General features: G+C 63.5%; 17 protein-coding genes. 13 read left to right on the top strand and 4 right to left on the bottom strand.

Features of this window, described 5'->3' with window-relative positions; all coding sequences use genetic code 11:
• The first annotated feature begins 178 nt into the window (after positions 1-178).
• The 8 genes from grpE to PG899_RS11370 all read left to right on the top strand — a co-directional run bounded on the left by grpE (position 179) and on the right by PG899_RS11370 (position 10,984).
• The gene (grpE, locus tag PG899_RS11405; RefSeq protein ID WP_011706782.1) at positions 179-754 is read left to right on the top strand and encodes a nucleotide exchange factor GrpE; all 576 of its coding nucleotides are present in this window, start codon (positions 179-181) and stop codon (positions 752-754) included.
• Positions 755-1,057: 303 nt separating this feature from the next.
• On the top strand, positions 1,058-2,986 hold the full coding sequence (gene dnaK / locus PG899_RS11400; RefSeq protein WP_077097633.1) for a molecular chaperone DnaK: 1,929 nt from the start codon (positions 1,058-1,060) through the stop codon (positions 2,984-2,986).
• 113 nt (positions 2,987-3,099) lie between these two features.
• Complete coding sequence (gene dnaJ, locus PG899_RS11395; RefSeq protein ID WP_011706780.1) at positions 3,100-4,242, top strand: molecular chaperone DnaJ; 1,143 nt, start codon at positions 3,100-3,102, stop codon at positions 4,240-4,242.
• Positions 4,243-4,505: 263 nt separating this feature from the next.
• A complete protein-coding gene (locus PG899_RS11390; protein ID WP_077097635.1) occupies positions 4,506-5,996 on the top strand; it encodes a carbohydrate porin in 1,491 nt (496 codons plus the stop codon).
• 115 nt (positions 5,997-6,111) lie between these two features.
• The gene (locus tag PG899_RS11385) at positions 6,112-7,068 is read left to right on the top strand and encodes an aminoimidazole riboside kinase (RefSeq protein WP_270697379.1); all 957 of its coding nucleotides are present in this window, start codon (positions 6,112-6,114) and stop codon (positions 7,066-7,068) included.
• An 83-nt stretch (positions 7,069-7,151) separates the two neighbouring features.
• Positions 7,152-8,516, top strand: coding sequence for a sucrose-specific PTS transporter subunit IIBC (locus tag PG899_RS11380; protein ID WP_077097174.1), 1,365 nt, complete (start codon positions 7,152-7,154; stop codon positions 8,514-8,516).
• Positions 8,516-9,931 (top strand): glycoside hydrolase family 32 protein, encoded by a 1,416-nt coding sequence (locus tag PG899_RS11375; protein WP_077097176.1) that lies wholly within the window; start codon positions 8,516-8,518, stop codon positions 9,929-9,931. Before PG899_RS11380 ends, PG899_RS11375 begins: the two co-directional genes overlap by 1 nt.
• Positions 9,932-9,958: 27 nt before the next feature.
• Positions 9,959-10,984, top strand: a complete 1,026-nt coding sequence (locus PG899_RS11370) for a substrate-binding domain-containing protein (protein WP_077097177.1) — start codon at positions 9,959-9,961, stop codon at positions 10,982-10,984.
• A 76-nt stretch (positions 10,985-11,060) separates the two neighbouring features.
• Here PG899_RS11370 and PG899_RS11365 read toward each other — a convergent pair whose 3' ends face one another.
• From PG899_RS11365 to PG899_RS11355, 3 genes are all read right to left on the bottom strand, one after another.
• Positions 11,061-11,789 carry an MgtC/SapB family protein gene (locus PG899_RS11365; protein ID WP_024945078.1) on the bottom strand — a complete coding sequence of 243 codons (729 nt, stop codon included), beginning with the start codon at positions 11,787-11,789 and terminating at the stop codon, positions 11,061-11,063.
• A gap of 203 nt (positions 11,790-11,992) precedes the next feature.
• Positions 11,993-12,367: a hypothetical protein gene (locus PG899_RS11360; protein WP_270697373.1), complete on the bottom strand. Its 375-nt coding sequence runs from the start codon at positions 12,365-12,367 to the stop codon at positions 11,993-11,995.
• Positions 12,368-12,783: 416 nt separating this feature from the next.
• Complete coding sequence (locus PG899_RS11355; RefSeq protein WP_039213421.1) at positions 12,784-12,969, bottom strand: YgaP family membrane protein; 186 nt, start codon at positions 12,967-12,969, stop codon at positions 12,784-12,786.
• A gap of 88 nt (positions 12,970-13,057) precedes the next feature.
• On the opposite strand from PG899_RS11355, the gene PG899_RS11350 reads away from it, so the two are divergent.
• The 5 genes from PG899_RS11350 to PG899_RS11330 are packed head-to-tail and all read left to right on the top strand — an operon-like array spanning position 13,058 to position 18,509.
• A complete protein-coding gene (locus PG899_RS11350) occupies positions 13,058-13,375 on the top strand; it encodes an ArsR/SmtB family transcription factor (RefSeq protein ID WP_077097182.1) in 318 nt (105 codons plus the stop codon).
• Positions 13,372-13,785, top strand: coding sequence for a YeeE/YedE family protein (locus PG899_RS11345; protein WP_162517969.1), 414 nt, complete (start codon positions 13,372-13,374; stop codon positions 13,783-13,785). Before PG899_RS11350 ends, PG899_RS11345 begins: the two co-directional genes overlap by 4 nt.
• A gap of 13 nt (positions 13,786-13,798) precedes the next feature.
• Positions 13,799-14,245, top strand: a complete 447-nt coding sequence (locus tag PG899_RS11340) for a YeeE/YedE family protein (protein WP_045789350.1) — start codon at positions 13,799-13,801, stop codon at positions 14,243-14,245.
• 36 nt (positions 14,246-14,281) lie between these two features.
• Positions 14,282-15,319 carry an efflux RND transporter periplasmic adaptor subunit gene (locus PG899_RS11335; RefSeq protein ID WP_077097184.1) on the top strand — a complete coding sequence of 346 codons (1,038 nt, stop codon included), beginning with the start codon at positions 14,282-14,284 and terminating at the stop codon, positions 15,317-15,319.
• Positions 15,312-18,509, top strand: a complete 3,198-nt coding sequence (locus PG899_RS11330; RefSeq protein ID WP_077097186.1) for an efflux RND transporter permease subunit — start codon at positions 15,312-15,314, stop codon at positions 18,507-18,509. Before PG899_RS11335 ends, PG899_RS11330 begins: the two co-directional genes overlap by 8 nt.
• A 60-nt stretch (positions 18,510-18,569) precedes the next feature.
• Here PG899_RS11330 and PG899_RS11325 read toward each other — a convergent pair whose 3' ends face one another.
• The gene (locus PG899_RS11325) at positions 18,570-20,999 is read right to left on the bottom strand and encodes a diguanylate cyclase domain-containing protein (RefSeq protein WP_077097188.1); all 2,430 of its coding nucleotides are present in this window, start codon (positions 20,997-20,999) and stop codon (positions 18,570-18,572) included.
• Positions 21,000-21,276 lie beyond the last annotated feature (277 nt).

Raw genomic sequence — 21,276 nt, 5'->3', positions numbered from 1 at the left:
CCGGGAAAAAGCCCCAAATTGTCCGCCACCGCACGCTCTTGGCGATAATGGCGCCCTTTTCCCCTTGAAAGCCGGGGATCCATCCCCATAATAGCGCCAACATAGTCGGCCCATTGCCGTCCGGTCGCTCAACCGGGTGGTCGGGCCCTCAATAAGTAACCCCGGAATTGGAGATGTCATGAACCACGAAGAACAAAAGGTTGAAGCGATGGAGCAAGTGGAAGCCCAGCCAGTCGAGCCGACCGATGTAGACAGTGAAGTGACAGCCGAGCAGGCCCGCATTGCCGAGCTTGAGGCACAACTGGATGCCGCCCAGCAAGCCTCCCTCGAGGAGCGCGAGCGTGCCATTCGTGCCGTCGCCGAGATGGAAAACCTGCGTCGCCGTGCGGCCCAGGACGTGGAGAAGGCCCACAAGTTCGCGCTGGAGAAGTTCGCCGCCGAGCTGCTGCCGGTACTGGACAACCTGGAGCGTGCCATCGAGCTGGCCGACAAGGAAAACGAGGCGCTCAAGCCGATGATTGAAGGGGTCGAGCTGACCCTGAAGTCCATGCAGAGCTCGGTCGGCAAGTTCGGCCTCAATCCGCTGGACCCGCTCAATCAGCCGTTCGACCCCAATGCCCATCAGGCGATGAGCATGATCGAAAACGCCGAGCTTGCCCCCAACACCGTCATTGCGGTGATGCAGAAGGGTTACGAGCTCAACGGCCGCGTCATTCGTCCGGCCATGGTGATGGTTTCCAAGGCCCCGGCCTGAGCCCCATCGCTGTGCTGAGCCCGCCGCTCGGCGGGCTTTTTATTGGCAAGTGCCCCGGCCGCGTGGTTGCCGGGGGCACAGATGGCCGGTCTTCATCCTGCCAATGGCAATGAATGAAGGCAGGTTTTTTCAGGGCGGGGCTTGAAGCGGCGGCTTGCGACCCCATATAGGATGCAAGGCCACGGCGGCACAAAAAATTTGATGCCGGGAGCTTGAAAGCCAGATTGGCAGCCCCCACCTAGCCGTTAACGCATTAAGGCGAGCCCCTCGCCAGTTTATTCAAAGTATTTGGAGATTCGTCAAATGGGTAAAATCATCGGTATTGACCTGGGTACTACCAACTCCTGCGTCGCTATTCTGGATGGCGACCATGCTCGCGTGATCGAGAACGCGGAAGGCGACCGTACTACTCCGTCCATCATTGCCTATGCCGATGACGGCGAAATCCTGGTTGGTCAGCCGGCCAAGCGCCAAGCCATCACCAACCCGAAGAACACGCTGTTCGCCATCAAGCGTCTGATCGGCCGTCGTTTCGAAGATGACGAAGTACAGCGCGATCTGGAGATCATGCCGTACACCATCGCCAAGGCTGACAACGGTGACGCCTGGGTAGAAGTCAAAGGCAAGAAAATGGCACCGCCGCAGATCTCTGCCGAAGTGCTGAAGAAAATGAAGAAGACCGCCGAAGATTATCTGGGCGAGCCGGTGACCGAAGCCGTCATCACAGTGCCGGCCTACTTCAACGACGCCCAGCGTCAGGCTACCAAGGATGCCGGTCGCATCGCCGGTCTGGATGTAAAACGCATCATCAACGAACCGACTGCAGCGGCTTTCGCCTACGGCGTGAACAAGGTCAAGGGCGAGCGCAAGGTTGCCGTCTATGACCTGGGTGGCGGTACTTTCGACATCTCCATCATCGAGATCGACGAAGTCGAAGGCGAGACCACCTTCGAAGTACTGGCGACCAACGGTAACACCCACCTGGGTGGTGAAGACTTCGACAACCGCGTCATCAACTACCTGGTTGAAGAGTTCAAGCGTGAGCAGGGCATCGACCTGCGCAAGGATCAGCTGGCCCTGCAACGTCTGAAAGACGCAGCCGAGAAAGCCAAGATCGAGCTCTCTTCCGCCCAGCAGACCGACGTCAACCTGCCGTACATCACTGCAGATGCCACCGGTCCGAAGCACATGAACATCAAGGTGACCCGCGCCAAGCTGGAATCCCTGGTGGAAGACATGGTGAAAGACTCCCTGGAGCCGGTCCGTGTCGCTCTGAAAGACTCCGGTCTGGCCGTTGGCGAGATCGACGACGTCATCCTGGTAGGCGGTCAGACCCGCATGCCGATGGTGCAGAAGGCCGTTGCCGACTTCTTCGGCAAAGAGCCGCGCAAAGACGTCAACCCGGACGAAGCCGTGGCCATGGGTGCTGCCATCCAGGGTGCCGTACTGTCCGGTGACAAGACCGACGTACTGCTGCTGGACGTGACCCCGCTCTCCCTGGGTATCGAAACCATGGGTAGCGTGATGACTGCGTTGATCGAGAAGAACACCACCATTCCGACCAAGAAGTCCCAGGTGTTCTCCACTGCCGAAGACAACCAGTCTGCCGTGACCATTCACGTGCTGCAGGGTGAGCGCAAGCGCGCCAGCGACAACAAGTCTCTGGGCCAGTTCAACCTGGAAGGCATCCGTCCGGCACCGCGCGGTCTGCCGCAGATCGAAGTGACCTTCGACATCGACGCCAACGGTATCCTGCACGTCTCCGCCAAAGACAAGGAGACCAACAAGGAGCAGAAGATCACCATCCAGGCCTCCTCTGGTCTGTCTGATGACGAGATCGAACGCATGGTACGCGAAGCCGAAGCCAACGCGGCCGAGGACAAGAAGTTCGAAGAGCTGGTACAGACCCGCAACCAGGCTGATGGTCTGGTCCACTCTGTCCGCAAGCAGATCACCGAAGCCGGTGAAGCCCTGCCTGCCGACGACAAGACCAAGATCGAAGCTGCGCTGAGCGAGCTGGAAAGCGCCATCAAGGGTGACGACAAGGCTGCCATCGAAGCCAAACAGCAGGCTCTGCTGGAAGCGTCCCAGAAGCTGATGGAAATTGCCCAGCAGCAGGCTCAGGCGCAAGGTGCCGCCGGTGCTGATGCCGGTCAGTCCTCTTCTTCCGCCAAGGCTGACGACGACGTGGTCGACGCCGAGTTCGAAGAAGTGAAAGACGACAAGAAGTAAGCCCGACCCAGATGGGCGAAGCAGGCTTCGCCCATCGGCTTAGTCAATGAATTTACGGGCGTTGGGTGACCAACGCCCGTCTGCGTAACTGCTGATATAGCAACAGGATAAGTATGTCGAAGCGCGATTTCTACGAAGTGCTCGGGGTATCCAAGGATGCCGACGAACGCGAGATCAAGAAGGCGTACAAGCGTCTGGCCATGAAGTATCACCCTGACCGCAATCAGGGCGATGCCGGGGCCGAAGAGAAGTTCAAAGAGGTCAAGGAAGCTTACGAGATCCTGACCGATGCCAATCTGCGTGCCCGCTATGACCAGTACGGTCACGCCGGCGTGGATCAGAGCCAGGGTGGCGGTGGCCACGGCGGCTTTGGCGGCGGCGCCGATTTCGGCGACATCTTCGGCGACGTGTTTGGCGATATTTTTGGTGGCAGCCGTGGCGGCGGCCGTCGTGGCCCGGCCCGTGGCTCCGACCTGCGCTACACCATGGAGCTGACGCTGGAAGAGGCGGTACGCGGGGTCTCCAAGGAGATCAAGGTGCCGACCCTGGTCCACTGTGAAGTCTGTAACGGCTCCGGTGCCCACACCGGCAGCTCGGCCCAGACCTGCCCTACCTGCCACGGCTCCGGCCAGGTGCAGATGCGTCAGGGCTTCTTCGCGGTGCAGCAGGCGTGCCCGCACTGCCACGGTCGCGGCAAGATCATCAAGGATCCGTGCCGCAAGTGCCATGGCGAGGGTCGCTACCAGAAGACCAAGACTCTGTCGGTCAAGATCCCGGCTGGTGTCGACACCGGCGATCGCATCCGTCTCTCCGGCGAAGGGGAAGCGGGGGAAGCCGGCGCACCAGCGGGCGATCTGTACGTACAGGTGCACGTCAAGGAGCACGAGATCTTCGTGCGTGACGGCAACAACCTCTACTGCGAAGTGCCCATCAGCTTTACCGCGGCAGCACTGGGTGGCGAGATCGAAGTGCCGACCCTGGATGGCCGGGTCAAGCTCAAGGTCACCCCGGAAACCCAGACCGGCAAGATGTTCCGCATGCGGGGCAAGGGCGTGAAGTCCGTGCGCTCCGGCCAGGTGGGGGATCTGATGTGCAAGGTGGTGGTGGAGACCCCGGTCAAGCTGACCGAGTCCCAGAAAGAGCTGCTGCGCCAGCTGGACGAGTCCTTCAGCGGCGCCGCCGCCAAGACCCACAAGCCGAAATCGGAAGGCTTCTTCGAAGGGGTGAAACGCTTCTTCGACGATCTGACCAGCTGATTTTCGCGACCCAGATATAAAGAGCCGGCCCTGTGCCGGCTCTTTTTTTGCCTCTGTTTTAGCAAGATCCCCGCTTATTGAGTGGATCCCGATGAGGGATCTTCCTCACAACTTCCGCCAATTCCTGCTGTACGAATGTTATCCCGCTCACACTGTAGCTGAAACGGTTTAGCTGACGTATTGAGTTAGCTAAACTGGTTTAGCTATGCTCTCGTCGTCGATAACAACAGGCCCGACCGGGCAACAGATGACAGGTGAGGACGATGACGATGTGCAAGAACAAGTTGGCGCTGGCGGTAGCGCTGGGATTGGGGATGAGCAGCCCGCTGTGGGCGGCGGAGGGCGGTATCGAGGCCCGTCTGGCGGCGCTGGAGGCGCGGGTGCAGGCAGCCGAGGCGCGCGCCACCGCCGCCGAAGCGCGGGCCGATGAGGCCCAGAGCAAGGCAAACGAAGCCCGCGAAACGGCCGTGGTGGCCAAGGCCCAGAGCGAGAAGGTGGACAAGCAGACCGCCGGGGCCCAGGGCTTCGAGTTCCACGGCTATGCCCGCTCGGGCCTCTTGGTCAACGGCAATGGCAACGGGGGCCGCGGCGGCCCCTACATCACCCCGGCCGGCTCGGTGGGCGGCGCCGTGGGTCGCCTTGGCAACGAGGATGACACCTACATGGAGGCCAATCTGCTGAAGACCCAGACCTTCGCCGATGGCAGCTGGGCCCGCTACAAGCTGATGCTGGCAGACGGGGTGGAGACCAGCAACGACTGGACCGCCAGCGATTCGAGCCTCAACACCCGTCAGGTCTTTGCCGAGATCGGCAATCTGGCGAGCTTCGACGGCCCCTTCAAGAATGCGGTGCTGTGGGCGGGCAAGCGCTTTGACCGGGACAACTTCGACATCCACTGGCTCGACTCGGACGTGGTGTTCCTGGCCGGTACCGGCGGCGGTGTCTACGACGTGCAGCTGGCCGACAGCTGGAAGGCCAACTTCTCTCTCTATGGGCGCGACTACGGCGACATCAGCGCCAGCGGCCTCTCCGACATCGAGAGCTACATCCTCACCATGAACAACCGCGTTGGCAACTGGCAGTGGATGGTGAACGGCCTCTCTGCCAAGGACAACGAGACCCGCATCAACGATGGCGGCGCCGGCAGTGAAGCGGCGAACAAGGGGGCGCACACCCTGCTGGCCTACCACGCCGACAGCTTCTTTGGCATCAACCCCGGCTTCTCCAAGGCGGCCGTGCTGTATGGTCATGGCCTGGGTGCCGAACTCAAGGGGCTGGGCTCCGACAGCGAGCTGCTGCCGGACGCCGATGCGGTGCGGGTCGCCGTGTTTGGTGCCACCGATCTTGCCCCGCGCTGGCGTATCGCCCCGGCCCTGCTGGCCGAGCAGAGCAAGGATCGCTACGTGAAGGGGGACGAATACCGCTGGGTGACCCTCAATGGCCGGCTGGCCCAGGTGCTGAGCCAGAACGTCGAGCTGGTCTACGAGGCCACCTGGCAGTACATGGACCTGGATCCCAAGGGCTACAAGGGTCGCCAGGCGGTGAGCGGCGACTTCACCAAGCTCACCTTCGCCCCCACCTTCAAGGCGCAGACCGCCGGTTTCTTCGAGCGGCCCGAGCTGCGGGTATTCGCCACCTGGATGGACTGGTCTTCCGAGCTCGACCACTACGCCAGTAACGATGCCATGGGCCAGAGCAACTTCACCGCCGGCGGTGAGTGGAACTTTGGCGTGCAGATGGAAACCTGGTTCTAGTTCGTTATCCCGATCACAAAAATGGCAGCTGGTGCCGGGATCTGTTGGTTAGCTAAAACGGTTTAGCTGATAATGCCAGCTAACAGAACAGAGTCCGGGTTTGGCAGTCGATCCGATGCAGCAGTGGAGTAGCAAGGTGACGAATCGTGTGTGGGTAATGGGGGATGCGGTGGTGGACTTGATCCCGGAAGGGGAGAGGCACTACCTCCAGTGTCCGGGTGGTGCGCCTGCCAATGTGGCGGTCGGTGTGGCTCGGCTTGGTGGCGATGCGGCCTTTATCGGCCGGGTCGGCGGTGATCCGTTTGGCCGCTTTATGGCCGACACCCTGAGCGGGGAGGGGGTGGATATCGCTGCGCTGCGGCTCGATCCTGACCATCGCACCTCTACCGTGCTGGTGGCACTGGATGAAGAGGGGGAGCGCAGCTTCACCTTCATGGTGCGTCCCAGCGCCGACCAGTTCCTCACCCCGAATGAGTTGCCCCGCTTCGACGCCGGTCAGTGGCTGCTGACCTGCTCCATCGCGCTCGCCAACGAACCGGTGCGCACCAGTTGCCTGCAGGCCATGGCGGCCATCAAGGCGGCCGGGGGGCGGGTCTGCTTCGACCCCAACCTGAGGCCCGAGGTGTGGGGCAACCCGGCCGAGATGCTGCCGCTGGTGCGCGAAGCCATCGCGCGGGCGGACGTGGTCAAGCTGTCGGTGGAGGAGCTGCAACTGCTGAGCGGTCTGGATGATCTGGCGGCGGGGCTCGCCACCATGGCGGGGCCGGCGCTGGTGCTGGTGACCCGGGGGGCGGCTGGCGTGGTGGCCCGTCTGGGTGGCGAGCAGCTGGAGTGGGTAGGGCCGAAAGTGACCCCGCTCGACACCACGGGGGCGGGAGACGCCTTCGTCGCTGGTCTGCTGGCGGCCTTGGCTGGGCGTTCGTCGCTGCCGACGCTGGCCGAGCTGCCCGCTATCCTGGCGCAGGCCCACGGCTGCGGGGCGCTTGCCACCACCGCCAAGGGGGCGATGACGGCGCTGCCGACCTGCTCCGAACTGGATGAATTTTTGCGATCAGGCGCAGACGGCTGTTGAGCTGCGGCTAGAAGCCCGGCTCGACAGCCCCTACTCTCATGTGACAAGGGCCCGCCAGCGCGGCGGGTCATAAGAGGAAGAATATGAATATCAGTGCGATAGCCAAGGATCTGGTGCCCCTGCTCGGGGGCAGGGAGAACATCGTCAGCGCCGCCCACTGCGCCACCCGGCTGCGGCTGGTGCTGGCGGACGACAGCAAGGTGAACAAGGCCGCCATCGACAAGCTGGAGGGGGTCAAGGGGTGCTTCAGCAACGCGGGCCAGATCCAGGTGATCTTCGGCACCGGCCTGGTCAACAAGGTCTATGCGGAGTTCGTGGCGCTGACCGGGACCGGCACCGCCAGCAAGGCGGAGCTGACCGACATGGCGACGGCCAAGCTCAATGTGGCCCAGCGGCTGGCGCGGACCCTCTCCAATATCTTCGTGCCGATCATTCCGGCCATCGTCGCCTCGGGCCTGCTGATGGGGCTGCTCGGCATGGTGCGCACCTATGGCTGGGTCAACGCCGACAGTGCCCTGTTCGTCATGCTCGACATGTTCAGCTCGGCAGCCTTCATCATTTTGCCGATCCTCATCGGCTTTACGGCGGCGCGGGAGTTTGGCGGCAATCCCTATCTGGGTGCGACCCTCGGCGGCATTCTTACCCACCCGGCGCTGACCAACGCCTGGGGGGTGGCCGGTGGCTTCAAGACCATGGACTTCTTCGGGCTGGACGTGGCCATGATCGGCTACCAGGGAACCGTCTTCCCAGTGCTGTTGGCGGTCTGGTTCATGTCGCACCTGGAGAAGCAGCTGCGCAAGCGCATCCCCGATGCACTCGATCTCATCCTCACCCCGTTTTTGACCGTCATCATCACCGGCTTCGTGGCGCTGCTCTTCATCGGCCCCGCCGGGCGGGTGCTGGGGGATGGCATCTCGTTCGGCCTGAGCGCCCTCTATGAGCAGGCCGGCTGGCTGGCGGGGCTGGTGTTCGGCGGCACTTACTCGCTTATCGTCATCACCGGCATCCACCACAGCTTCCACGCCATCGAGGCAGGGCTGCTGGCCAATCCGCAGATCGGCGTCAACTTCCTGCTGCCCATCTGGGCCATGGCCAACGTGGCCCAGGGCGGGGCTTGCCTCGCGGTCTACTTCAAGACTCGGGATGTGAAGATCAAGGCCATCACGGTGCCGGCGGCCATGTCCTGCCTGCTCGGCATCACCGAAGCGGCGATCTTCGGGGTCAACCTGCGCTACATCAAACCCTTCCTGGCCGGCCTGTTTGGCGGGGCTTGCGGCGGCGCCTACGCGGTGGCGGCCAAGGTGGGCATGACGGCGGTGGGGCTGACCGGTATTCCCGGCATGGCCATTGTCCAGCCCATGAGCCTCATCCACTACATCGTCGGGCTGGTGATCGCCTTTGGCGCCGCCTTCGCCGCCTCCTACCTGCTCAAGTACAAGGTGGAGTGATGAAGGAAAGCGATCTTCTCAACCAGATTGTCCGGTCGTTGCTGGCCGGACAGCTCAAGGCGGCGGCCGATCCCCATCGGCCGCGCTGGCACCTGGCAGCCCCGGTGGGGCTGCTCAACGATCCCAACGGCTTTATCGAGCACGGCGGGCGCTACCACCTCTTCTATCAGTGGAACCCGCTCGGTTGCGAGCACCGCAACAAAAGCTGGGGTCATGTCACCTCCACCGATCTGCTGCACTGGCAGCACGAACCAGTGGCGCTGCTGCCCACCGAGACCTATGAGAGCCACGGCTGCTACTCGGGCTCGGCGGTGAGCGATGAGCAGGGGCGCCTGACCCTCATCTACACCGGCAACGTCAAATACCCGGACGGCAGCCGTACCGCCTATCAGTGTCTGGCCCGTGCCGACGATGAGGGGGGCTTTGCCAAGCTGGGGCATGTGCTGGAATTGCCTGAAGGCTACAGCGGCCATGTGCGCGACCCCAAGGTGTGGCACGACGGCCGGCAGTGGCTGATGGTGCTGGGGGCCCGCACCCTGGATGACAAGGGCGAAGTGCTGCTCTATCGCGGCGACGCGCTGGATGCCTGGACGCTGGTGGGCCCCATCGCCGGCAGTGGGCGCGGAGGGCTCGATGAGTTTGGTTACATGTGGGAGTGTCCGGACCTCTTCCCCCTGGCAGATCGTCATGTGCTGATCAGCTGTCCGCAGGGGATTGCCCCCCGGGGAGAGGATTATCGCAACCTCTACCAGTGCGGCTGGCTGGCGGGTGACTTCGACGGCGAGCGCTTCGCCCACGGGGCTTTCCACGAGTTGGACCGGGGCTTCGAGTTCTATGCGCCGCAGACCACTCAGGACAACCAGGGGCGGCGCTTGCTGTTCGGCTGGCTGGGACTGCCCGAAGAGAACGAGATGAGTCAGCCCACCATTCCCTATGGCTGGCTGCACCAGATGAGCTGCCCGCGGGAGCTGTTCTGGCAAGGCGACTGGCTCAGCCAGCGGCCGGTGGCTGAGCTGGCGGCACTGAAGGGGGAGCAGACCCGCTTTGAGGGGGAGCTCGGTGAGTTTCCGGGGCTGGCCATCGATTCGGCCTGGCTCGATCTGGCGCTGTGCGGCGAGGGGAGCCTCTGGTTTGGCGCCGTGGCCGAGCTGTGCTGGCGGCCGGGGCGCCTGGTGCTGCGCCGCCTGAACTGGCAGAGCGGAGAGTGGGAGGAGCGATGCTGCCCCTGGCAGGGCGGCAGCATCACCGTCTTGTGCGATCGATCCAGCCTCGAGTGTTTCGTCGATGGCGGCCGCCATACCCTGTCGGCGCGCTACTTCCCGGGACCGGGGCCGCAGCTTGCGCCGGGCAAACCGGTCGCGGGCGGCAAAATTTGCCTCGATCACTGGCCGCTGGCGGCCTGCCTAGTACAATAGCCCGGTGTCAGTTTGCCGGGAGGCCAGGTGGAGAAGAAGAAACGGATCACAATTGCTCAGATAGCCGAGTTGGTGGGGGTGTCCAAGGCGACCGCCAGTCTGGTGCTCAACGGCAAGAGTGCGGAGTACCGCATCGCCGACGACACCCGCAAGCGGATCCAGGCGGTGGCGGACGAGTGCCACTACCAGCCGAGCTTTCATGCCCGCGCTCTGCGCGAGACCCGCAGTTACACCTGGGGGCTGGTGATCCCCGACCTTACCAACTTCGGCTTTGCCAGTATCGCCCGCGCCCTCGAGGCGCACTGCCGGGAGACCGGGATCCAGCTGCTCATCGCCTGCTCCGAGGATGACCCCACCCTGGAGCAGCGGGTGGTGGACAACCTCATCAGCCGCCAGGTGGACGGGTTGATTGTCGCCTCCAGCGGCCATAGCGACGATATCTATGCCCGCATTCACGACCGCCTGCCGGTGGTGCAGCTCGACCGTCACATCGGCGAGTCGCGTCTGCCCATGGTGATCTCCGATGCCTGCAAGGCCACCGCCGAGCTGGTGCAGGAGATGGCCGGCCAGTGCGGCGAGGAGATCTACTACTTCGGCGGCCTGCTGGATCTCTCCCCCAGCCGCCACCGGCTGGCGGGCTATCAGCTGGGGCTGCACCGCGCCGGGCTGGAGGCGGACCCGACCCGGGTGCGCCACCGCGACTACCAGCCAAGCTCGGGCTATCAGTTGATGGCCGAGCTGGTGGCCGAGCTCGGTGCGCCGCCCAAGGGGCTCTTCACTGCCTCCTTCACCCTGCTGGAGGGGGTGCTGCGCTACCTCAACGAGGCGGGGCTGATGGAGACGGGCATGCGGCTGTGCACCTTCGACGATCACGACCTGCTCGACTGCATCCCCATGCACATCGACTCGGTGGCCCAAGATTGCCCGGCCCTGGCTCGGGCGACCTTCGAACTGATGCAAAAGCTTATTGCGGGCAACCCGCCGCCCCAGACAGCTCAGGTGATCAATCCGCGTATTCGCTGGCGCAGTCAGCGGGCTGCCCGGGTCGCCTGATCTCCCCGCATGCTGAAAAGCAAAAGCCCCGCCGGCAATGGCGGGGCTTTTGCTTTTTCAATGGCAGAGTCTGGTGTCAGTCGGTGGTACTGGCGCGCCAGAACACCTGCTTGATGTGGGGGTGGATGCCGAGCTTCACCATCAGGGCGTCGAGCTCGTCGCCATCGATGGAGGTGGCCAGCAGCACCGCCGAAATTTCCAGATCCCGCTCGCCGAAGGGCTCGATGTCGAGTTCGCTCAAGGGATAGTTGGCCTGCTCCAGCATCTCTTCCAGCCAGTGCAGCACCTCCTTCTGGTACTCGCGCTGGGTGAGGGCGGTGACCCGGTAGGTCACCTCGGTGTCGGTGTTGTCCACCGGACGGCGGTTGATCTGGTTGACCAGCGGGCGCAGCAGGGTGTTGGCGGCCAGCACGAACAAGGCGCCGAGGATCGCCTCCATGGCCAGTCCGGCCCCGCTGGCGGCGCCAACCGCCGCCACGCCCCACAGGGTGGCCGCGGTGTTGATGCCGCGGATGTTGCCGGACTCGCGCATTATGACGCCGGCGCCGAGAAAGCCGATACCGGAGACGATGTAGGCCACCACGTGCACCACCCCATAGGTACCGCCGTGCAGGTCATAGATGCGCTGGGCCAGGTTGACGAACAGGGCCGCGCCCACCGCCACCAGCACGTTGGTGCGCAGGCCCGCGGTGCGCTGGCGATACTGGCGCTCCAGCCCCACCAGGCTGCCCAGCACGAAGGCCAGCAGCAGGCTGGCCAGGGTGTCGAGCAGAGAGATCATGTCGAATTGCTGCCACATTCTCATGGCGTACTCCTTCTGTTGCCGATGGCCTTTCTGAAGGCGGGCGAGGGGACGGTCCCCCCGCCAACGGCCCCGTGCGTGCAGGCCATGAATTGACGAAAAACACGCACGAGGCGCCCGGCCCGTCCATCCAGGATGGCGGGCAGGGCGGTGAAACGGATTGAAAGGGGCCAGCATGGCTGGCCCCGGATATCAGTCGTGCACGATCAATTGAGCACGAGTTCGGGGTCGCGGCGGGGATGCAGCTCCCAGCGAACCGGGTGATGTACCCCCACCTGATGCACGAACTGCACCAGATAGCGACGCTGGGGCGGGGTGCAGTGCAGGTTGAGCACCAGCTCCCGCCCGCCGCTGCGGCCGGGTCGCAGGGACTGCAGGGGTTGCAGGCCCGCCGGCTGCAGGGTGTGGTTCACCAGATCCAGCACCTGCTCCATGTCGGCCCGATCCTCGCAACGGATCTGCAGCCGGTAGTGGTGCTGGCGCCGTTTGCCGCGCAACCAGAGCGGCAGCAAGCCGCGGCCCAGTCTGCTCAGCAGGGGGTGAGCCCGGTTGGATACGGACAAAGTTGAAATAAAACGCATAGCAGCCTCCTTGTGGGAAGCAGAAACTATGCAGGCAAGGTGTCATGGCAAAGCCAGGTCACCTGACGTCAAGTGTAAAAAAGAGAAGAGGGGAGTGGATTTCCGCTTCTCGCAGGGCTGCGAGCATGCGGCAGAGGAAGACCTGCGGCTAGCTCGCGACCCGGGTACCGACGACGAGGGTCGGTCTACAACTGTCACTTGATGAGTTGCCCACTGATGGTCTCCGCTGTTGATTGACGGCCTGATGGTACTCATCCAGAGCGGTGAGGTAAAGCCTCATCACCCTTTCAGCAACATTTAGATACAAGTTTGTCAATAATCGGGGTCGGCTGGCTACCGCCAGGACGATGAAAGCGCGGTGAGCACCCTCACCGCCCTCGTTCCACCTTCTGCTCTCCCCCTCGTTACCCGTCACGCTATTTCAGCCCCAGCCGCTTGAGGAGCATCGCGGCCGGACAGAAACCGGTGAAGGCGCTCTGGATCAGATTGACCCCGACAAAGACGCTCAGCCAGACAAAGCCAGGGTGTACCCAGGCGGTGAGCAGCAGCGAGAGCAGCAACATGCAGCCCGCGACGACTCTGACTCCGTTATCTACCGTCATGACCTTCTCCCTATTTAATTTAGACATTGCTAATTTAGTGTCGCTTTATACAATAGAACTAAATATCAACAATTGCTAATTTACTCCCATGAGCCAATTCAACGAAATGAACAGACACGCGACAGCCGCCGCCTCCCTGCTCAAGGCGCTGGCTCATCCCGAGCGGCTGCTGGTGCTCTGCCAGCTGGTGGAGGGGGAGAAGGGGGTCGGGGAGTTGCTGGCCCACAGCCAGCTCGGCCAATCCGCCTTCTCCCAGCAACTGTCGGTATTGAAGCGCCAGGGCCTTATCCGCTCGCGCAAGGTCTCCCAGCAGATCTACTACTCGCTGGTGAGCGAGGCGGCCGTCGATGTGCTGGCGGCGCTGCAAACCCATTTTTGTCACTCAGAAAATAAGGAATCTCGATGATGGAAAGCCAATGGTTGCTCTCTCTGGGCGGCGGCATGCTGGTGGGGCTCGCGGCCCTGATCCTGATGTTGTTCAACGGCCGGGTGGCCGGGATCAGCGGCATTCTGGCCGGTGCGCTGCAACACAGGGCGCCCTGGCGGCTGCTCTTCTTGCTGGGATTGGGGGCGGGGGCCTGGCTGGCGCTGAGCCTGGGTTGGGCCAGCATGCCGGCATTCAGCACGCTGCCCGGCTGGCCGCTGGTGCTGCTGGCCGGGCTGCTGGTCGGCATCGGCACCCGCCTTGGCAATGGTTGCACCAGCGGCCACGGCATCTGCGGCATGGGGCGTCTCTCCCTGCGCTCCATCGTCGCCACTCTCACCTTTATGGCGGCCGGCTTCATCACCGTCTTTCTCACCCACCACGTTTTATAACAGGTTGATCATCATGGCATTGTTGACAAGTTTGCTCGCGGGTCTGCTGTTTGGTCTGGGTCTTGCCATCTCCGGCATGATAGATCCGGCCCGGGTCATCGGGTTTCTCGACCTGGCGGGTCACTGGGATCCCAGTCTGGCGTTCGTCATGGGCGGGGCACTGCTGGCGTTCATGCCGGGTTACTTCCTGCTGGTCAAACCGCTCAAGCGCAGCCTGCTGGGGGAACCCATGGCCAGCGTACCGGCCCCCAAACTGGACCGCCGCCTCATCGGGGGTTCGGCCCTGTTCGGCATTGGCTGGGGGCTGGCGGGGATCTGCCCGGGGCCAGGCTTGAGTCTCATTTCCAGCGGCCAGCCCATGGTACTGTTGTTTGTCGCTGCCATGGTGGCCGGGATTTTGCTTGTTGATCGGGTTTGGGTGAAGGTGCGGGAGAAGCGCTGCCACCCCCGCTCGGCCTGAACGGATTGCCCCTGCTGTCGGGGAAGGAGGAATATCATGGAACAGATCCGCGTGCTGGGGGCCACCATGCTGGCCATGACCTCCGCTCTTGTCTCTCCGATGACATGGTCTGCCGAGGCGACTGGTGATGCGACCCTGACCCTGGTTCCCCGTCAGGTGACCGACTGGCTTACCCTGGATGGCACCGTCAGTGCCATCCATCAGGGGACGGTGGCGGCCCAGACCAGCGGCCGGGTCTCCCGCATGCTGGTGGATGTGAACGATGAAGTCGTCGCCGGGCAGCCCCTGCTGGAGATCAGCGGCAAGGAGCAGTTTGCCGCCGTCACGGGTGCCCAGGCGCGACTGGCGCGGGCACAGGCCCAGCAGGTGGAGGCAGAGCGCCAGCTTGCCCGCTTTCAGGCGCTGATCGCCAAAGGGGTGATCACCCGCGCCCAGCTCGACAATGCCCAGGCGACCGATCGCGCCGCTCGCGCCGAGGTAAACGCTGCCGACGCAGCCCTCACTCAGGCCCGCGAGGCCTACGGCTATACCCGCATTCTGGCCCCCTACGCCGGGGTGGTGACCAAGCGGCTGGTGGAGTTGGGGGAGACGGTGGCACCCGGCACGCCGCTGCTCTCCGGCTTTTCCCTTGATGCGCTGCGGGTGGAGGTAGATCTGCCCCAATCTGCGCTCGCACTCGCCAGTCAGCCAGCGGATGTGCAGGTGCTGCTGCCGGATGGCAACACCGTTACCCCCCTCAAACTGACCCGCTTCAACTATGCCGACAGCCAGAGCCATGCCTTCAGGCTGCGCCTCGACCTGCCACCGCAAACCGCGGGTGTGCTGCCCGGCATGTGGCTCAAGGTGCAGCTCAAGCAGGGTGAGCGTCAGCAGTTGCAGGTGCCGGAGCAGGCCCTGCTCAGGCAGGGTGAGTTCAGCGGTCTCTACCTCAAACAGGGGGATGGCTGGGCGCTGACGCCGGTGCGGGTGGGTCACTGTCAGGGGGCGCAGTGCGACATTCTGGCGGGTGTCCAGAGTGGCGATCAGGTAGCGGCGGATGGCTGGGCTCGCCAGCAGGCGGTGGCCCATGAGTAGCGAGCTGAACGGCAACAAGGAGAGGATGGGGCCTGCCGGTCGGCTGGCGGCGCTGTTTCAGGGCTCGGCCATCACCCCGCTGCTGGCGCTGGTGGGGCTGCTGCTCGGTCTGTTTGCGGTGCTGGTGACCCCCAAGGAGGAGGAGCCGCAGATCGATGTCACCTTCGCCGATGTCTATATCCCCTTCCCGGGCGCCACGCCGGCAGAGGTGGAGTCTCTCGTCACCACCCCTGCCGAGCAGGTGGTCTCCCAGATCAAGGGGGTCGATACCCTCTACTCGTTCTCTCGCCCCGATGGCGCCCTGCTGGTGGTGGTGTTCAAGGTAGGGGTGAGCCGCGAACAGGCCATCGTCGATCTCAACAACCAGCTCGACTCCAACCGCGATTGGCTGCCACAGGGGATCGGGGTCGGCCAGCCACTGGTAAAACCCCGGGGGATCGACGATGTCCCCATCGTCAGTCTGACGCTCTGGAGCAAGGAGTGGCAAAAGCAACTGGGCGCCGCCGAGCTGACCCGGGTTGCCCACGAGCTGGAGACCGAGTTCAAGCGACTGCCCGGTACCCGCGACATCTATAGCCTGGGCAGCCAGCGTGCCGTGCTGCGGGTGATGCCGGATCCGGCGGCCCTCAGCGCCCACGGCATCAGCTGGGGCGAGCTGAGCCAGCGGCTTGCCGCCGCCAATCAGGTGGGTAGCGAGCAGGCCGTGGTGCAGGACAACCGGGAGATCAAGGTGCAGGTGGGGCAGTTCCTGCAAAGTGAACAAGAAGCCCGCGAGCTGGTGGTGGGGCTGCAGGGGGACAAGCCGGTCTATCTCGGTGATGTGGCGAGCGTGTCGCTTGGGGAGGAGACCCCGGTGCAGCGCAGCTGGATGGGGCAGGGGCAAGCCAGTTATCCGGCGGTGACCCTGGCCATCGGCAAGCAGCCCGGCCAGAACGCGGTCGAGGTGGCCAAGCGGGTTGAGGCGCGGGTCGAGAGCCTCAAGAATCGACTCATTCCTGCTGGGGTCGAGGTGACGGTGACCCGTGACTACGGCGTTACCGCCGAGACCAAATCCAACACCCTGATCGGCAAGCTGATTTTTGCCACCACGGCGGTGCTGCTGCTGGTGCTGGTGAGCATGGGCTGGCGCGAGGCGCTGGTAGTGGGCGTTGCCATCGTCATCACCCTGGCGCTGACCCTGTTTGCCAGCTGGGCGTGGGGTTTTACCCTCAACCGGGTGTCGTTGTTTGCGCTGATCTTCTCCATCGGCATTCTGGTGGATGACGCCATCGTGGTGGTGGAGAACATCCACCGCCATCGCGGACTGGGCAAGGGAGCCCTCAATGATCTTATTCCGGGAGCGGTGGACGAGGTAGGCGGGCCGACCATACTGGCGACCCTGACGGTGATCGCGGCCCTGCTGCCGATGGCCTTTGTCAGCGGCCTGATGGGCCCCTACATGAGCCCCATCCCCATCAATGCCAGCATGGGGATGCTGATCTCCCTGCTGGTGGCCTTTATCTTTTCCCCCTGGCTGGCGAGCCACCTGCTCAAGAAGGAGGGACATGTTGCCCACGGTGAGGCCAAGGCCGGCCTCTTTCAGCGGCTGATGACCCCTTTCCTGATGGGCGCTGGCGCCAGGAGAGCGAGACACAAGCTCTGGCTGGCCATCCTGCTGCTGGTCGCGGGCGCCGCCGCCATGCCCATGGTGCAGTGGGTAGTGCTCAAGATGCTCCCCTTCGACAACAAGTCGGAATTCCAGCTGGTGCTCGACATGCCGGAGGGGGCGACCCTGGAGCAGACCGAGCGCACCCTGCTGGCGGTCGGGCGGGAGCTTGCCAAGGTGCCCGAGGTGAAGGATTACCAGATCTACGCCGGCACCGCGGCCCCCATCAACTTCAACGGGCTGGTGCGTCACTACTTCATTCGCAGCGGCGCCAATGTGGGGGATATTCAGGTCAATCTGGTGGACAAGCATGAGCGCCATCGCAGCAGCCACCAGATTGCCCAGTCGGTGTGGGCGCCGCTGCAGGCCATCGCCAGTGCGGCAGGGGGCAACCTGAAAGTGGTGGAGGTGCCGCCCGGCCCGCCGGTCTGGTCACCCATCGTTGCGGAAGTGTATGGCCCGACTCAGGCCGCCCGTGAGGCAGCCGCTCGCGCCGTACAGGCCCGCTTTGTGGCCACCGAGGATCTGGTGGATGTGGATATCTATCTGACCGACCCACAACCCAAGTGGCGGCTGGTGGTGGACCGCAGCAAGGCGGCCCGCTTCGGGGTCGATCTCGGGGAGCTGGTGAACACCCTCAATGGCGGGGTGGGCTATCAGGATGCCAGCTGGCTGCAGGGGCACGGCGCCAAGTATCCGGTGCCAGTGCGCATCGAACTGGCCCCCGGCGACAAGCGGGATCTGGCGGGCGTGCTGGCCCTCAAGGTGCGCAGCCAGAGCGGCCAGCTCATCCGGGTGTCCGAGCTGGTGAGCCGCCGTGACGAGCTGGCCCCCGGCTATATCATGCACAAGAACATGCAGCCCATGGTGATGGTGGTGGCCGACATGGGCGGCCATACCGACAGCCCGCTCTACGGCATGTTTAGCGCTGGCGCCGATATCGAGCTGCCCCAGTATTACGTACAGCAGCCCGACAAGCTGGGAGAGGTGGCGCTGTTGTGGGACGGGGAGTGGAAAATCACCTATGAGACCTTCCGCGACATGGGGCTAGCCTACGGGGTGGGGATGATCCTCATCTACCTGCTGGTGGTGGCCCAGTTCCGCTCCTATCTGGTGCCGCTCATCATCATGGCGTCCATTCCGCTCACCCTCATCGGGGTGATGCCGGGCCACGCCCTGCTGGGGGCCCAGTTTACCGCCACCTCGATGATCGGGATGATCGCGCTCGCCGGGATCATCGTACGCAACAGCATCCTGCTGGTGGACTTTATTGAGCAGCAGCGGGCGAGCGGCGTGGTGTTCGAACAGGCGGTGATCGAAGCGGCACAGGTGCGGGCCAAACCCATCCTGCTGACCGCGCTGGCGGCCATGATCGGGGCCCTGTTCATCCTCGATGATCCCATCTTCAACGGGCTGGCCATCAGCCTGATTTTCGGGATCCTGGTCTCCACCCTGCTCACCCTGGTGGTGATCCCGCTGCTCTACTACAGCCTGATGTCGCGCCCTGGGGTCGCGATCGCGGCAGACCAGCCGGGCACACAATGACAGAAGGGCCACCTCGGTGGCCCTTCTCGTTTCACTCGTTCAGGTGGCTGGGGCGCTGGGTCAGCGTCCTTTCATCAGCGGGAAGTAGCGCCGATCGGCCTGGCTCATGTGGCCGACAACCAGCTCCTGAATGATGAAGTTGAGCAACTCGTCGTTGCCCAAGGTGCCCGCCCTGGCGGCGGTCATCAGCTGGCTGGCTTTTTGCAGCAACAGCTGGTGGTCTTGCTGGTGGCTGGCCAGCTCCGGGTAGCCGAGTTCGGCCAGCATCTGCTCTTCAAAGGCGAAGTGGTGGCGGGCCACGTCGAACAGGCTCTCCATGCACTCCAGGAACAGGGCCGGGTGCTCCTGGTGATCCTTCATGTGTTCCAGCAGCCGGTTGGTCAGCACGAACAGCTGACGATGCTCGGCATCGATGCGGGGATGGCCGCATTCGTGGCTGCTCTGCCACACCAGCGAGCCCTGCTCCGGATCGAGCCCGGCGGTGAACAGACAGACCCGGCCCCGCCCTCTGCCCTTGGCCTGGTACATGGCCTGATCGGCGTGGTGCATCAGGGTCTTGGGGTCGGTACCGTGCTCCGGATAGAGGGCCACCCCTATGCTGCTGGAGATGCGCAGCTCCTGCTCCTCGTCGATGCGAAACGGATGGCGCAGGCTCTGGTGCAGATGGTCGGCCACCGCCAGCGCCTCGTCCCCGGTGTCGGGCAGCAGGATCACGAATTCGTCCCCTCCCAGCCGTGCCACCAGATCCCGCTCCCGCACGCAGTGGCGCATCCGTTCCGCCACCATGTTGAGCAGCACGTCGCCGGTCTCGTGGCCGAAGGTGTCGTTGATCGGCTTGAAGTGGTCGAGATCGATGAACAGCAGAGCCAGCTGCGCTTCGCTCTCCATGGCCTCCTTCAACCGTTGCTGCAGCAGCCGGCGGTTGGGCAGGTTGGTGAGGGGATAATAGAAGGCGAGCCGGCGCATCATCTCCTCGCGGGCGGCCCGCTCGGTGATGTCGCGGGTCACCCCCAGAATCGCCTCCGGCTCCCCCTGCTCGTTGCCGTGCAGGGTGGTGACCGTTTCGGTGGCCACCAGATGTCCCTCTTTGTGACGCAGCTGGGTACGAATGACGCAGCGGGTCTGCTCGTGGTCGCCGCGTTGCCAGGCGGCGAGGGAACCGCTCAGCTCGGCGCGCAGCTGTTTTCTGGATGTTTCCGGAATAAGCTGCCTGATGGGGAGGGTCAGCACGTCGATCGCCTCGTAACCGCTGAGCGGCAGAATGGCAGGGCTGACGTAGCGAAAGCGCAGGGTGGCGGTGTCCATGGTCCAGATGACGTCAGCGCTGTTCTCCGCCACGAAGCGGTAGTGCTGCTCGCTCTGGGCCAGCTCGCGGGTGAGCCGCTGGCGGTCGCGCGCCTCCTGGCGCAGGCGCAGGTAGAGGTAGCAGAAGATGCCGAGCAGGGTCAGCAGGGAGAAGGTCACCAGCATGGCCACCGCCACGCTCTTGTCGAGCAGCTGGCGCTGCTGGCGGATCCGCTCCCGATCCGGGTTGTAGAGGAAGTGCTCGAGGTCTGGCAGGGCCGAGAGCAGGCCAGCTTCGAGGTAACTTCTGGCGATCTGCTGCCAGCGCTCCGGCTGCATGTAGCCGGGCTCGACCAGATCTGGCTGCATCAGCTCCCGGGTGGCACTGGCTTCGAACTCCAGCTGCTCGCGGCCATAACCGCTTGGGTACTGTTCCATGATCCAGTTGATCATCTCGGCCGGGTTTTCCATGGCATAGCGCCACCCCTTGAGGCTCGCCTGCTGAAAGGCGTAGACCCGCTCCGGCCGGTTGTTCAGCTCGCGCTCCGAGGTGAACAGGTTGTCACCGTAGAAATCGAAGTCGATGCTGCGGGGGGAGAACACCCGATAGGGGATCCCCATCCGGGCCAGATAGAAGGGCTCGGTGGTGCTGTAGGCACTGATGGCGTCCACCTGGCCGGCGAGCAGCGCCTTCAGCCCCTGTTCATAGGGCAGCTTGCTCCAGCTGCCCGGCGGGGCATGGCGATTGAGGTAGATCTGCAGCTCCTGGGAGCCGGGCTCCAGCATCAGCCGTTTGCCTGCCAGATCCGCCGGTTGGCGAATGTCGGGCCGCTCCAGGGTGAGCAGCACCAGCGGGGAATGCTGCAGCATGGAAGCCAGCACCACGACCGGCTGGCCACTGGCGCGCGCCAGCAGCAGATCGCTGCCGCTGACCCCGTACTGGGCATTGCCCGACATCACCTCGTTGACCACATTGGTGCCGGTGACGGCGGGTCGCAAGGTGACATCCAGCCCGGCATCTCGATAGAAGCCTCTGGCCTGGGCCGCGTAATAACCGGCAAACTGGAACTGATGTTGCCAGGGCAGTTGCACCACTATCTTGTCCACCGCCTTGGATGGCAGGGAGAAAAGGGTGCAAAACATCGCTGAACCAAGCATGGGCAGATACCGGAGCAGGCGATGAAGGGAGGAATTTACGACACTCATACTCATTCCTCTCGGGAGACGGGGGTCAGTCCTAGAGTCAAACAATTCCTTGTTGCCCGCAAGGGGGCGAAAGGGCGCTGGAATGGGGGATGTGTGACAGAAAAAAAGATTTCTGTGTCACTCATCACATTTGGCTTTCCTGCTCGGTATTTTTGGCAATTATGCGAATAATTACGGAGCCATATGACCAATAAAAACGGTCGCATTTTAATCGTATTTGCCAGCCGTTTACCTCAATATCAGTGAGTGATTACTTAATTTTCAGCGCAATGCGTCA

This window comes from Aeromonas sp. QDB39 (genome assembly GCF_027707585.1).
Taxonomy (GTDB): Bacteria; Pseudomonadota; Gammaproteobacteria; order Enterobacterales; family Aeromonadaceae; genus Aeromonas; species Aeromonas hydrophila.
The sequence above is the reverse complement of the archived record's forward strand: the minus strand, read 5'-3'. Positions and strand labels throughout refer to the sequence as shown.